Below are 12,996 nucleotides of genomic sequence, written 5' to 3'. Positions count from 1 at the left end.
GCCAGCCTGGTCAACCCAGTACCGTCGCCACGATTCCTGCGAGGTAGCCGAGGCGGGCTATCTCCGAAGGGCGGAATTCGGGCCCACCGGGACGACCGAGCATGAGGACTCGATTGCCCGAGCCGAGAGGTGCGGCAGCGAGGCTGGTGTTCATGTCGCGCCATACGTCCGGAACCCAGTCGGCCTCGCCGTCGAGGGCGGTGGGCTTGTCCAGTGGCATCCACGGAATGTCGGTGGCGTGGGTTTCCGGCGCGCCGGCGCTACCGACGACGCGGTACGCACCGTGCTTGCCGATGTCCGCGACGACGCACCAGCCGACTCGCAGTACACGCGGCGCGCCGTCGACGAGGACCTGTAGTCGATCGTTTCGGGCCGTCGCAACGGAATCTATGAGTTCGAGCTCACGGTGAGTGTCGAGAATCCCGGCGTAGGGGCGGATCGAATCGACCAGCACGTCCGGTAGATGCTCGGCAGCGGTGATCAAGGTGTCGGGCAGCGCGCCCGGTTCGACGTCGACCACGAGGTCGTCGATGGCAAAACCGTCACCTCGTTCCACGACGTCGAGGGAGAGGATGTCTGCGCCCACGGATCCGAGAGCTACGGCGAGCGCGCCGAGGCTGCCTGGTCGATCGGGCAGTTGGACGCGAAGCAGGTACGACACGTGCGTGCCTTTCGCTGATCGGTTCTCGCCCGGATCACGTCGACCCGGGCCTGACTCATCTTTGCACTTGCCCAACCTGCGATGGTGGGCGCCGCGGCGGCGTCACGCCGGATGCACATGCTTGTCACACGAGCGAAACACACCGCGGGCATCCGGCGTGGCGATCGACACAGTGAGCGTGCTCGTCGTTCGATACAGCAGGCGTGCTTACAGGTCTGTCGCGGCGAGCAACTAGGCTGGACCGGCAATGTTCACGTCCTCTTCCGAAAGGGGCCCCGCGGTGCCTGCCATCTCCCGTGACGAGGTCGCGCACCTCGCGCGGCTGTCCAGACTCGCCCTGTCCGATGCCGAACTCGACGAGTTCGCCGGTCAGTTGGATTCGATTCTCAACCACGTCAAGGTGGTCACCGAGGTTGCGGCCGACGACGTCCCGCCCATGGCGAATCCCAATGCCGTCACCAACGTGACGCGCCCCGACGTGATCGTGCCCGGGTTGACCCCCGAGCAGGCATTGTCCGGAGCACCCGCAGTCGAACAGGATCGCTTTGCGGTTCCGCAGATCCTTGGAGAGGGCGAATGACCGATCTGACCACGCTGGACGCCGCTGAGCTGGCCGGCAAGATCCACTCGCGTGAGGTGTCCTCCGTAGAGGTCACGCAGGCGCATCTCGACCGCATCGCGGCCGTCGACACCGAGTACCACGCCTTCCTGCACGTTGCAGGCGAACAGGCTCTCGAAGCCGCCGCAGCAGTGGACAACTCGCTCGCAGGCGGAAACGAACCCGCTTCGGCACTCGCCGGCGTTCCGATCGCGTTGAAGGACATCTTCACCACGACGGACATGCCGACCACCTGTGCGTCGAAGATTCTCGAAGGCTGGGTCGCGCCGTACGACGCGACTCTGACGTCCAAGCTGCGCGCTGCCGGCATCCCGATCCTCGGCAAGACGAACCTCGACGAGTTCGCGATGGGCTCTTCGACCGAGAACTCGGCCTTCGGCCCGACGCGTAACCCGTGGGACGTCACCCGCATCCCCGGTGGCTCGGGCGGCGGCAGTGCGGCTGCGCTCGCGTCCCGTCAGGCCCCGCTGGCCATCGGCACTGACACCGGCGGTTCGATCCGTCAGCCCGCTGCGGTCACCGCGACGGTCGGAACCAAGCCGACGTACGGAACCGTCTCGCGCTTCGGACTCGTCGCGTGCGCGTCCTCGCTCGATCAGGGCGGCCCCTGTGGTCGCACCGTGCTCGACACCGCTCTGCTGCACGAGGTCATCGCCGGACACGATCCGCGTGACTCCACGTCCATCGACGCCCCCGTGCGTCCGGTCGTCGCCGCCGCACGCGAAGGTGCAAACGGCGACCTGCGCGGCGTCAAAGTCGGTGTGGTCAAGGAACTTCACTCCGACAGCTACCAGCCCGGCGTCATCGCTTCCTTCGATGCTGCCGTCGAGCAGCTCAAGGCACTCGGTGCCGAGGTTGTCGAGGTCTCGTGCCCGAGCTTCGAGCACGCGCTCGCGTCGTACTACCTGGTGCTGCCCAGTGAGGTCTCGTCCAACCTGGCCCGCTTCGACGCCATGCGCTACGGACTGCGTGTCGACGACGGCAACATGAGTGCCGACCAGGTCATGGCGGCAACCCGCGCCGCTGGTTTCGGTCCGGAGGTCAAGCGCCGCATCATGATCGGTACCTACGCACTGTCCTCGGGATACTACGACGCCTACTACGGTTCGGCGCTCAAGGTCCGTACGCTCATCGCGCGCGATTTCGACAAGGCCTACGAGAAGGTGGACGTACTGGTCTCGCCGACCAGCCCGTTCACGCCGTGGAAGTTGGGGGAGAAGGTCGGCGATCCGTTGGCCATGTACCTCTCCGACCTGTGCACGCTGCCGACCAACCTGGCCGGACACTGCGCGATGTCGGTCCCATCGGGTCTGTCCGCGGACGACAACCTGCCGGTGGGCTTGCAGATCATGGCGCCCGCCATGGCTGACGAGCGCCTCTACCGTGTCGGTGCGGCCTACGAAGCTGCACGCGGCCCGATCGCGACTGCAGTCTGACCTGTTTGCTGTGCGCCTTTATTAACCCCCCGCGGTTAATAAAGGCGCACAGCAGTTTCAGGAGCAAGTCCTCAGGGCCGTCCCCTGATCGGTTCCGTAGCGATGGCCGTGACCGGCGGGGACACCGAGCGAACCGAGCATGTCGACGGTGGTCTGCAAGAACGTGACACCCGGGATCCACTGCGGGATCGGTGCATCTTGCACGGCACGGCTCAGATCCGGTTTCTGTGTCGCGAGGGCAGGCGACCACCACACCACCGGGTCGGAAGTGTTCGCTAGGACGGTTGCGCCGTCCGTTCGTGTCGCGCCGGCCGGGGGACCTGCCCACAACACGTCGCACGCGGTGGTGGGACTGCCCTCGGACAAAGCCTCGGTCAGTGCGGCGCTGCCGCCGACGGCGCCGAGGCTCTGTCCGTAGAGGAACAGGTCCGGTCGATCCTCGGCGGGCATAGCGGCAATGTGGCTGCCGACGGCGGTGAACAGAGCGGTTGCCGATTCTTCGGCGTCGTCGCGACTGAACAGGAATGTCGCCCAACTGGGTGCGTCGGAGTATTGCTGCCCGACTATTGCGACGTCGCCGCCGAACCGTTGCTCGATACCGTCGACTGCATGCGTGTCGATCCACCCCGATCCGGTCGGAACGGCCACTACGACGCTGTTGCGGGCAAAGCCGCCGACGCGATCGAGTTCGCTCACCGCGAGAGCGGCACGTGATGCAGTGTCGGGTGCCGAATCCAAACCGGCGTAGACACGCACCGAGTCTTCGCCTGCTGCGACGAATTTGCGTCCTTCCGCCCCCATCGACGTCCACGAGATGAGAGATTCGGGGCTGCCTGACACAGAGGCCGAAAGTGGCTGTGTCAGAGCAGTGTCGATGTACGCGTTGGACTTGTCGAACGAATCGGCGAGGCCGTTCCACACGACGGGACCGACTACCAACTGCACCCCGAGAACACCCATGACCAGTGCGCCGACGCTCCGCGCGAAACCCATCCACCGCAGCGCCTTCGAAATTCCGATCCCGATGCCCCAGAGACCAAGTGCGGTCAGTGCTGCAATGCAACCCGCCTCCGCCCAGTGGAGAAGTCCGGCAGACGGTGCGCCCATCGCCGCTCGCAACGAGTTCTGCCAACCGGCGGCGGCGAACATCGCAACTGCGGTGCCGGCAGTCGACAACCCGAACGCGGTGATGCGCCAATGGCGTTCGTCGAATCGGGCCTTGACCCGGTCGGGGACGAGCCGACGGGCTACCGCGGAGAACGCCCACATCGCCAGTAGTCCGGCCGCGACGAGCAGACCGCTGAACACCCCTTGTAGTACGGCTGATCGCGGCAGGAGTCCGGGAGCCAGCGAGATGGCGGACATCGCTGCCACGGCGACGCTCGTGGACACGCGGGGGAGTGCGAGCGCCCCGACTCGGGCGAGGACGGGGGTCCGTGACGCATTCAGAACGCTCATGCTGCAATCGCTTTCGGGGAGTAGGAGAACTCGTTCGACGGGTCGAGGCGCCGCGATCGCATCAGGGTGAAGCCGAAGGCGGAGACTGCCAGAACACCGGCCGTGCCGTAACCGAATCCCGATTCCGCGACCGGCGTCAGATAGCTTTGGCGCCAGGAGTTTCCGTTCACAGCCGTGACGGCTACATCGGCCATCGCGAAGCAATACCCTCGTGAGAGAAAGGACGTGCGGTCTTCACACGCGGCATGCATTCGCTGGTCGAGCTGACCGTCGAGGACCTGACGTGCCCACGGCCCCAGTTCCGTTCCGTGCGAATGCGCGTAGCGGAGTAGGTCGTAGCCGAGATCGTGCGCTTTGCAGGCCGAGTCGAATTCGTCGGGAAGTGGGACCGGCGACGAGCAGTCGCCGTGGGGATTGGCGAGGTATCCGTCGACGACGGCGGGGGTGTAACCGGCGAATGCCGCAAAGTCCGCCGGGATGGTGGTCGCAGCGTCAGCGGCATCCGCAGTAGTCACGGTGGCGATCGCCCTGGATGCGTTCGAATTCTCGGTGCGCGGCGACTGGGCTCCGCTCGCTCCGGCAGTGGCCGTGATCGCTGCCGTTGCAGCCAGCGCCAGGGCAGCCAAGGTGCCGGCGCTTCGAGAGATGTCTTTCACCCGTGTGATCCGCATGCCGTTCACGCTATGAACGGACAATCCTGGCGGTCATCGCTCTGTGGAGGGGTTCTCCGACGCGCATTCGGGTGAGAATTCCCTCCCCTGTGATACCTCGGAGGTAGGGGGATCTCACTCTGCAGTATGAGGACTTTCGGGGTTCGCCTTCATAGGCTTGACGAGTGATCAAGGTCCGTAGGAAGAACAAGGGTGCACCGGATGTGCCCGCGCCGACATACGCCACCGCCGGGTCGATGCTGTCCGGCCTCGACGGGGTGGTCGTTCATTCGGAGAAAGTGCGCCGGGCAACCAGTTTCGTGGCCCGCGGTCAGTTCTGGAACATAGTCATCGTAGCGATCACTCTGATCCTCTATTCGATTGCCTGGCCGACACTGCAACTGACGCATCATGTTTCGCCGCCGATCATGCCCTTCGTCGCCGCGTTGGCTGCATTTCCGTTCGTCCTGATCCGGATCAACGCACCGTTGGGGTGGGCGGTGTCGGCGGTCTCGGCGCTGATCATCCCGTTGGTGTTCGACAACACTCCCGGTTACGACTACCCGTGGCAGGTCGTCCACATCATCGTGCTGATGTCGTTGCTGGCCGCAGTGAGTCTGCGGGCGCCCATGCAGGTTGTCGGTGTCGCCTGGATCGCCACGGTGCTGCTCTTTCTCGGCAACGCCCCTGGAAGCGACGGCGCCGGTTGGGCTGTCGGACTGAGTGCCCTGGTCGTCTTCTGCCTGTTGATCCGCTGGTTGGTTCTCTCACGCCGCCAGTTGGCCAAGCAGGAGGAAGTCAGCGAACTCGAACGCACTCGACGCACGATCCTCGAGGAGAAGGCGCGGATCGCCCGCGACTTGCACGACATCGTGGCCCACCACATGTCGATGGTGGTCGTGCAAGCTCAGAGTGCGCCGTACAGACTCGATGCAGTCACTCCGGAGATCCGAACCGAATTCGAATCGATAAGTGAGACAGGGCGAGCAGCGCTCAACGAGATTCGTGGTCTCCTCGGAGTGCTGCGCAGCGACGGGGACCCCATGGTGACAGCTCCGCAACCGGGCGTCGACCAGTTGGACGAACTGTTGCTCGGCAGTACTCGTGCCGGTTTGCCGGTGTCGTGGCGAGTCGACGGTGATCGAGCGTCGGTCTCGGAATCCACGGGCCTTGCGCTCTACCGGATCATTCAGGAGTCGATCACCAACGCGGCCAGGCATTCGCCAGGCGGACCCATCGAGGTCGCCGTGGCATTCGGTCCGCAATCGGTGAGCGCGCTCGTGAACAACGGACCTTCGCCATTGGGTGGCAATCAGCACTCGGCGTCGGAAACCACTGGTGGCAACGGAATCCGCGGAATGCGAGAGCGGGCTTCGGCGGTGGGCGGCATGCTGCTGGCAAACCGGCGACAGGACGGAGGGTTCGAGGTCCGGGCCGAGTTGCCGTCGATGCCCGCCTAGGCTGTCCGAGTGCCCATCACAGTATTCATCGCAGACGACCAGGCGATGGTTCGACAAGGGTTCGGAGCCCTACTCTCCGCCCAGCCCGACATCAGCGTGATCGGCGATGCGCCGGACGGCAAGATCGCCGTCGCCGAGGTCGCGCGATTGCGTCCGGATGTGGTCTTGATGGATGTTCGCATGCCCGAGATGAACGGACTCGACGCTGCCCGCCAGATTCTGTCCGCCGGATGGGAACCGCCGGTGCGAGTCCTCATGCTCACCACTTTCGACATCGACGACTACGTCTACGAGGCACTGAGCGTCGGGGCGAGCGGTTTCATGCTCAAGGACGCACCGGCTGAGGAGCTGATTCGGGCGGTACGCGTCGTTGCCGAAGGGCAGGCCTTGCTGGCGCCGACGGTGACTCGGCGTCTGATTGCCGATGTGACCAGCCGGCGGGCGGCCCCGCGCGCACGGCCCGCAGCGCTGGACGCCCTGACCCCGCGTGAGCGCGAGGTCCTCGAACTGATCGCCCGCGGATTGTCCAACGTCGAGATCGCCGAGCGGCTGTTCGTCGCCGAGCAGACCGTCAAGACCCATGTCGGAAAGGTGCTGTCGAAGCTCGATCTGCGCGATCGCGCCCAGGCAGTCGTGTTGGCGTACGAAAGCGGGCTCGTCACGCCGGGTTAGGGGTCCCGTGCGGCGCGGCGTTGCGGCTCGGCAACGCCGCTATCCTGCGGCAATGCCGTGACTGGGGGAAGATGGACACCAAGATCCACAATCCGGTCACGAGAGGTGCTGCACTATGCGAATCGGAATCCTCACGGGCGGCGGCGACTGCCCGGGCTTGAACGCGGTCATCCGCGCCGTCGTACGTACGTCGGCCGGTCGTTACGGCAGTACCGTGGTCGGATTCCGGGACGGCTGGCGAGGATTGCTCGAGGACCGCAAGGTCCCGCTCGACTCCGATGACCGCATCAACCGCATCCTCACCCGCGGCGGCACGATCCTCGGCACCGCTCGCGTGAACCCCGACAAACTCCGTGCGGGCCTCGATCAGATCAAGCAGACTCTCGACGACAACGGGATCGACGTCCTGATCCCGATCGGCGGCGAAGGCACTCTCACCGCGGCCAGTTGGCTTTCCGAGAGTGGCGTACCCGTGATCGGTGTGCCCAAGACGATCGACAACGACATCGACTGCACTGACGTGACTTTCGGTTTCGACACCGCCTTGGCTGTCGCCACCGACGCCATCGACAGGCTCCACACCACGGCCGAATCGCACCAGCGCGTCATGCTCGTCGAGGTCATGGGCCGGCATGCGGGCTGGATCGCGCTGCAGGCCGGACTGGCGTCGGGGGCACACCTGACTCTGGTTCCGGAACAGCCGTTCGACGTCGACGAGGTGTGCGCGATGGTCAAGAAGCGCTTCCAGCGTGGCGACTCCCACTTCATCTGCGTCGTGGCTGAAGGTGCGATGCCCGATCCCGCGTCGATGACCCTGCGCGAAGGTGGCATAGACGAGTTCGGCCACAAGATCTTCACCGGTGTCGCGCAGCAGCTCGGAAACGAGATCGAGCGCCGGATCGGCAAGGAAGTTCGCACCACCGTCCTCGGGCACATTCAGCGCGGTGGCACCCCGACGCCGCACGACCGCATCCTCGCCACTCGCTTCGGCGTTCATGCCACCGACGCAGCTCACCGCGGAGATTTCGGTCAGATGGTCGCGTTGCACGGAACGTCCATCGACCTCGTTCCGCTCGCCGAGGCGACCCGCAAACTCAAGACGGTGCCCAAGGAGCGCTACGAGGAGGCAGCCGCATTCTTCGGCTGAGCCGCAGACGCATAAACTGATCACCATGACTGCTGTCGATGCGCCCGACATCCTCGATTACGACGAAGTACTGACCAAGTATGAGCCTGTGATGGGTATGGAGGTGCACGTAGAACTCGGCACCGCGACCAAGATGTTCTGCCCGTGCCCCACCGAGTTCGGTGCCGAACCAAATACCCAGGTGTGCCCGGTCTGTCTGGGCATGCCCGGTTCGTTGCCGGTGGTGAACGCAGCCGCTGTCGAGTCCGCGATCCGGATCGGCCTTGCGCTCAACTGCTCCATCACGCCGTGGGGCCGATTCGCACGCAAGAACTACTTCTACCCGGATCAGCCGAAGAACTACCAGATCTCCCAGTACGACGAGCCGATCGCAACCGAGGGTTACCTCGACGTGATCCTCGACGACGGCACGACGTGGCGCGTCGAGATCGAGCGCGCCCACATGGAGGAGGACACCGGTAAGTCCCTCCACGTGGGTGGCGCTACCGGTCGTATCCACGGTGCCAGCCATTCGCTGCTCGACTACAACCGTGCGGGCGTTCCCTTGGTGGAGATCGTCACCAAGACCATCCACGGTGCCGGTGAGCGCGCCCCCGAGGTTGCTCGCGCGTACGTCACGGCGCTTCGTGATCTGCTGAAGTCCCTCGACGTCTCCGACGTCCGCATGGATCAGGGATCGATGCGCTGCGACGCCAACATCTCCCTCATGCCGATCGGTTCCACCGAACTGGGGACCCGCACCGAGACCAAGAACGTCAACTCCCTCAAGAGCGTCGAGGTCGCAGTTCGCTACGAAATGCGCCGTCAGGCAGCAGTTCTCGACGCCGGCGGTGAGGTCATCCAGGAGACCCGCCATTTCCAGGAAGGCGACGGCACCACCGCAGCGGGACGCCGGAAGGAAACGGCCGAGGACTACCGCTACTTCCCGGAACCGGATCTCGAGCCCGTCGCTCCGAGCGCCGAGTGGGTCGAAGAACTGCGCGGTACCTTGCCGGAGCTTCCCTGGATTCGCCGTGCGCGGATCCAGAAGGACTGGGGAATCTCCGACGAGGTCATGCGCGACCTCGTCAACGCCGGTGCCATCGATCTGGTGATCGCGACCACCGAGGCCGGTGCTTCGCCCGAGGCAGCGCGCTCCTGGTGGCTGTCCTACCTGTCACAGCAGGCGAACACCCGTGGCGTCGAACTCGGCGCTCTGCCGATCACCCCGGCGCAGGTTGCCCAGGTCGTAGCTCTCATCGACAGCGGCAAGCTCAACAACAAAGTGGCTCGCCAGGTCGTCGATCACGTCCTCGACGGCGAGGGTGACCCGGAGCAGGTTGTCGCGGCCCACCCGGAGTTGGTCGTCGAACGTGACGAAACCAAGCTCAAGGCAGCCGTCGACGAAGCGCTCGCAGCGAACCCCGACATCGCGGACAAGATTCGCAGTGGCAAGGTGCAGGCCGCCGGAAAGATCGTCGGCGACGTCATGAAGGCCACTCGTGGACAGGCAGACGCGGCTCGTGTGAAGGAACTTGTCATCGAGGCGTGCAGCTAGCGCACACTGAATTTCTGACACTGATGCCCGGCCGAATCGAATTCGGCCGGGCATCAGTGTTTTTCGCTGTCGTTTTGCCGCTGTCGGTCTACAGACCAGGGACCACAACCGCGCGGCCGCTGAGCGTTCCGGCGGCCAGTCGTCGATACGCTTCGGCGCCGTTGTCGAGACTGAAGGTCTCCACCGCGATGTCGAAGATGCCGGCGTGCGCCAGGTCGATCAATTCGATCAGCTCGTTGCGGGCACCCCAGTACGGAACTGTCACAGAAGCCTCGTAAGGACTTTGGAAGAACCCGACTTTGGCATGGGCCTGCCCGTCGCCGATCCCGACGATCGTGACGTCCGATCCGACGCCGGCGACAGCCATCGCGGTGTCGATGGTGGGCTGATAGCCGACGAAGTCGAGAACCAGTGCGGCGCCCTGACTTCCGGTGATCCTGCGGACGTTCTCGGCCGCGTCCTTGTCGGACAGAACCACTTCGTGAGCGCCTACCTTGGTTGCCAGTTCGAGCTTGTCCGCGCTCACGTCGAGTGCGATGACGGTTGCTGCCGAGAGGTGGCGGAGGAGTTGGATGGCGACATGGCCGAGACCGCCGGTACCGATGACGACGGCGTACGAGCCACCGCGAAGTTTCGGCAGTGAACGCTTGATCGCGTGATACGGAGTCAGACCGGCGTCGGTCAGCGGCACCGTCTTGACCGGATCGAGGTCGCCGATCGGGACGAGGTGGCGAGGTGAATCGACGATCATGAATTCGGCCAACGCGCCGGGTGCACCGAGACCAGGAGGATTGATGCCGAGTTCTTTTGCTCGAGAACAGTAGTTTTCGAGTCCTTGCGAGCAGTGCCAACAGCTGCCACAGCCCCAGGGTCCGTAGACGACGACATTGGTTCCGATGTCGAGCCCTTCGACGCCCTCGCCGACGGCGGCGACCCGGCCGGCGCCCTCGTGGCCGAGCGTGAGAGGAAGGCCGTAGGTGTACTGCTCCTCGGGCAGGCTCATGATGAAGTCGTCCGAGTGGCAGACGCCGGCAGCGGTGACTTCCAGGAGCACTTCACCTGGACCGGGCTCGGGTTTGGGAATCTCCGTGAGTTCGGGTTCTGCGCCGATTCTCGTGTACTGGATTGCCTTCATACCGACTCCTTTGTCGTGGTTGGGCCAACCGGTCCTGGCAAATGCGTGGTGTTTAGCCCCGCTAACAAAAGAGTACGCATCTGTGCATGTTCGGTCACGGGATCCGTGACCGAACAGACATGGCGGCTCAGTCGATCCCGCCGCTGCCACTCGGCATCGGGATCTTGACCACCTTGTCGTCGTTCGGACCCGGCTCGCCCGCGGTTTTGTTTATCGTGCTCGCCCACATCAAACCGTCGGATCCGAGTGCCAAACCGCCCAGCTGGCCGTACGTGTCTTTCGCCACTGCCGACGGCGCGGTCGTGACGGCACCTGTTCCTGGATCTGCGGCCAGCGCCGAGATCGCTTTGCCGGCCCCCAGCGCGACAGCTACCACTCCCTGCGCCGCGATGCACCCGCCGACTCCGGGTCGGTCGGGCCACGTCCACGCGGGGGATGTCACCGTGCCGTCGGCGCCGACGCGTTGGAGGCGATCCTCGAGAGTGGTTCGGTCCGTGACCCACGTCGCGATTCCCGGATCGACGCACACGCCGCCGCCGTTTCCGATTCCGGACAGAACTACTTCCGGGCGAGGCGGCGCAGCGTTGGGTGTCAGCGATCGGACCCGCAAGAGTTTCCCCGCCAACGAGGCGGGATCCTGAGCAACCGCGGGGTTTCCGGTATCGCCTGTCAGAACCATGAGCTGGTCCGGGGCCGCGAACTCCAGTGACCCGCCGTTGCCGCTCGCGCCGCGCGGGATTCCACCGAGTACTTCCTTGGCGGTGTCACCCGGAGCGATGCGGACCACCCGGTTGTCCGTTCCGGTGGTGACGTAGGCATAGATCAGGTTGTCTTCGACAAACGTGGGGGAGAGTGCGATGTCGAGCAGGCCGCCGTCACCGCTGCCGTCGACGTCGATCTTGGCTACCTCGACCGGTGTCGTGTTGGGAGCTACCTGCATGATCCGGCCGGTCCGCCGTTCGGCAACCAGTCCGGAGTTCCCGTCCGGGAGTGTGACGAGCCCACCCGTGGTGTCGAGACAGGTTGCGATCACGGCGGTGTCGGCATCCTGACACGGTCCGAGGGGGCCGGTCCGCGGCGCCGGCGGCGTGGTCGACGGCGGCGGGTTCTCCGGCTGCACTTCCGCGCTGGCCTGGTTGGTCGGTTCGGGTGTGAACGGCGAGGCAGTCGATTCGTCGAAGTCGGCGCAACCTGCGAGCAACGATGTCCCGAGCACCAGCGCCAGTGCGCCCAGCGCTGCATGCCTACCCGTAGTCATGCCCAAGACGTTACGTAATGCACGGCAGATGCCGCCACGCCGGACCAAGGTTCCCCGTCGAGTTCGTGAATCGGTCATAGGCTCACCTACGTGACTGACGAGCGAAAAGATCCCAGCGAGTTGTCGGATGCGGACAAGCCGACGGGCAATGTGTCCAGTCCGTATGATTCGCCCACCGAACAATTTCCGACGGTGAGCGCCAAGAATCCGTTGCCGCGGACCGACGACGATCTCGATTTCGGTTCCACGAACGCCAACTCCCTGACCGAACAGATACCGACATACCGAGCACCTGGCGCGGATCAGCCGACCGTGGCTCTCGAGCGTGAGACGGCGTACGACGCTCCGATCGCCGCCGTTCCCACCGCCGAAGCCGTGGCAGGTACAACTGAGTCTCCGCGGGGCCGAGGCACTCTCGACCTCGGGTTGCTTGCACTGCGATTGGCCGTCGGTGGAACTGCGTTGGTGCACGGTCTGCAGAAGTTGACCGGTATCTGGAACGGGCCGGGGCTGAACGGGTTCGAGTCGATGCTGGCGGACGCCGGGTTCCAGCAGGCGAAGTGGATGGCGATACTCGGCGCCGTCGGTGAAGTCGCAGGTGGCGCCCTCCTGATCCTCGGGTTGCTGACTCCCGTTGCGGCAGCGTCGGTTCTGGCGGTGATGATCAATGCGTGGGCGCTGCGTCAGGCGAGCGCACCCGGCCTGGAGTACTTCGCCCCGGCCGGGACCGAGTACGAGATGCTGCTCGGAATCTGTGCGGGCGTCATCATTTTGACGGGACCAGGTCGTATTGCGCTCGACGGTCGTCGTGGCTGGGCAACTCGTCCGTTTATCGGATCGCTCGTGGTTTTGATCCTCGGTATCGCTGCCGGCGTCTGCACCTGGATCTTCCTGAACGGTGCCAATCCGCTCATCTGAAACTCGCGCCGTCGAACCAACGAACCGCCGCTCTCCGAATCGGAG

General features: G+C 64.8%; 12 protein-coding genes. 7 read left to right on the top strand and 5 right to left on the bottom strand.

Annotated features, from left to right (window positions below):
* Window positions 1-10: 10 nt before the first annotated feature.
* Window positions 11-661: an ACT domain-containing protein gene (locus ABIE52_RS10170; RefSeq protein ID WP_003944719.1), complete on the bottom strand. Its 651-nt coding sequence runs from the start codon at window positions 659-661 to the stop codon at window positions 11-13.
* Window positions 662-941: 280 nt separating this feature from the next.
* On the opposite strand from ABIE52_RS10170, the gene gatC reads away from it, so the two are divergent.
* Together gatC and gatA are read left to right on the top strand one after the other, a co-directional pair.
* Entirely contained in the window at window positions 942-1,241 is a 300-nt protein-coding gene (gene gatC, locus ABIE52_RS10165) for an Asp-tRNA(Asn)/Glu-tRNA(Gln) amidotransferase subunit GatC (RefSeq protein WP_003944747.1), read from the top strand.
* A complete protein-coding gene (gene gatA, locus ABIE52_RS10160; protein WP_030535403.1) occupies window positions 1,238-2,716 on the top strand; it encodes an Asp-tRNA(Asn)/Glu-tRNA(Gln) amidotransferase subunit GatA in 1,479 nt (492 codons plus the stop codon). Before gatC ends, gatA begins: the two co-directional genes overlap by 4 nt.
* Window positions 2,717-2,773: 57 nt before the next feature.
* On the opposite strand, the gene ABIE52_RS10155 is transcribed toward gatA, so the two are convergent.
* Window positions 2,774-4,174, bottom strand: coding sequence for an alpha/beta-hydrolase family protein (locus ABIE52_RS10155; RefSeq protein WP_050655134.1), 1,401 nt, complete (start codon window positions 4,172-4,174; stop codon window positions 2,774-2,776).
* On the bottom strand, window positions 4,171-4,845 hold the full coding sequence (locus ABIE52_RS10150) for a hypothetical protein (protein WP_070162265.1): 675 nt from the start codon (window positions 4,843-4,845) through the stop codon (window positions 4,171-4,173). Before ABIE52_RS10150 ends, ABIE52_RS10155 begins: the two co-directional genes overlap by 4 nt.
* Window positions 4,846-5,009: 164 nt before the next feature.
* On the opposite strand from ABIE52_RS10150, the gene ABIE52_RS10145 reads away from it, so the two are divergent.
* The 4 genes from ABIE52_RS10145 (at window position 5,010) to gatB (ending at window position 9,640) form a co-directional block, all read left to right on the top strand.
* Window positions 5,010-6,284: a sensor histidine kinase gene (locus tag ABIE52_RS10145; protein ID WP_070162231.1), complete on the top strand. Its 1,275-nt coding sequence runs from the start codon at window positions 5,010-5,012 to the stop codon at window positions 6,282-6,284.
* Between the two features lie 9 nt (window positions 6,285-6,293).
* Entirely contained in the window at window positions 6,294-6,956 is a 663-nt protein-coding gene (locus ABIE52_RS10140; protein WP_007729374.1) for a response regulator, read from the top strand.
* Window positions 6,957-7,071: 115 nt separating this feature from the next.
* The gene (locus tag ABIE52_RS10135; RefSeq protein ID WP_019747919.1) at window positions 7,072-8,103 is read left to right on the top strand and encodes an ATP-dependent 6-phosphofructokinase; all 1,032 of its coding nucleotides are present in this window, start codon (window positions 7,072-7,074) and stop codon (window positions 8,101-8,103) included.
* 25 nt (window positions 8,104-8,128) lie between these two features.
* Window positions 8,129-9,640 (top strand): Asp-tRNA(Asn)/Glu-tRNA(Gln) amidotransferase subunit GatB, encoded by a 1,512-nt coding sequence (gatB, locus tag ABIE52_RS10130; RefSeq protein ID WP_007729370.1) that lies wholly within the window; start codon window positions 8,129-8,131, stop codon window positions 9,638-9,640.
* Between the two features lie 88 nt (window positions 9,641-9,728).
* Here the strand turns inward: gatB and ABIE52_RS10125 are convergent, their stop codons facing one another.
* Both ABIE52_RS10125 and ABIE52_RS10120 read right to left on the bottom strand, forming a co-directional pair.
* Complete coding sequence (locus ABIE52_RS10125; RefSeq protein ID WP_042447438.1) at window positions 9,729-10,775, bottom strand: NAD(P)-dependent alcohol dehydrogenase; 1,047 nt, start codon at window positions 10,773-10,775, stop codon at window positions 9,729-9,731.
* A gap of 127 nt (window positions 10,776-10,902) precedes the next feature.
* Window positions 10,903-12,033, bottom strand: coding sequence for a PQQ-dependent sugar dehydrogenase (locus ABIE52_RS10120; RefSeq protein ID WP_003944688.1), 1,131 nt, complete (start codon window positions 12,031-12,033; stop codon window positions 10,903-10,905).
* Window positions 12,034-12,123: 90 nt separating this feature from the next.
* Between ABIE52_RS10120 and ABIE52_RS10115 the strand changes: the two genes are divergently transcribed.
* The gene (locus ABIE52_RS10115) at window positions 12,124-12,951 is read left to right on the top strand and encodes a DoxX family protein (protein ID WP_003944742.1); all 828 of its coding nucleotides are present in this window, start codon (window positions 12,124-12,126) and stop codon (window positions 12,949-12,951) included.
* Window positions 12,952-12,996: the final 45 nt, after the last annotated feature.

It is taken from the genome of Rhodococcus sp. OAS809 (genome assembly GCF_040546695.1).
Classification (GTDB): Bacteria; Actinomycetota; Actinomycetes; order Mycobacteriales; family Mycobacteriaceae; genus Rhodococcus_F; species Rhodococcus_F qingshengii.
Note: the sequence above shows the minus strand (reverse complement) of the source record. Positions and strands in the feature narration are given on the sequence as shown.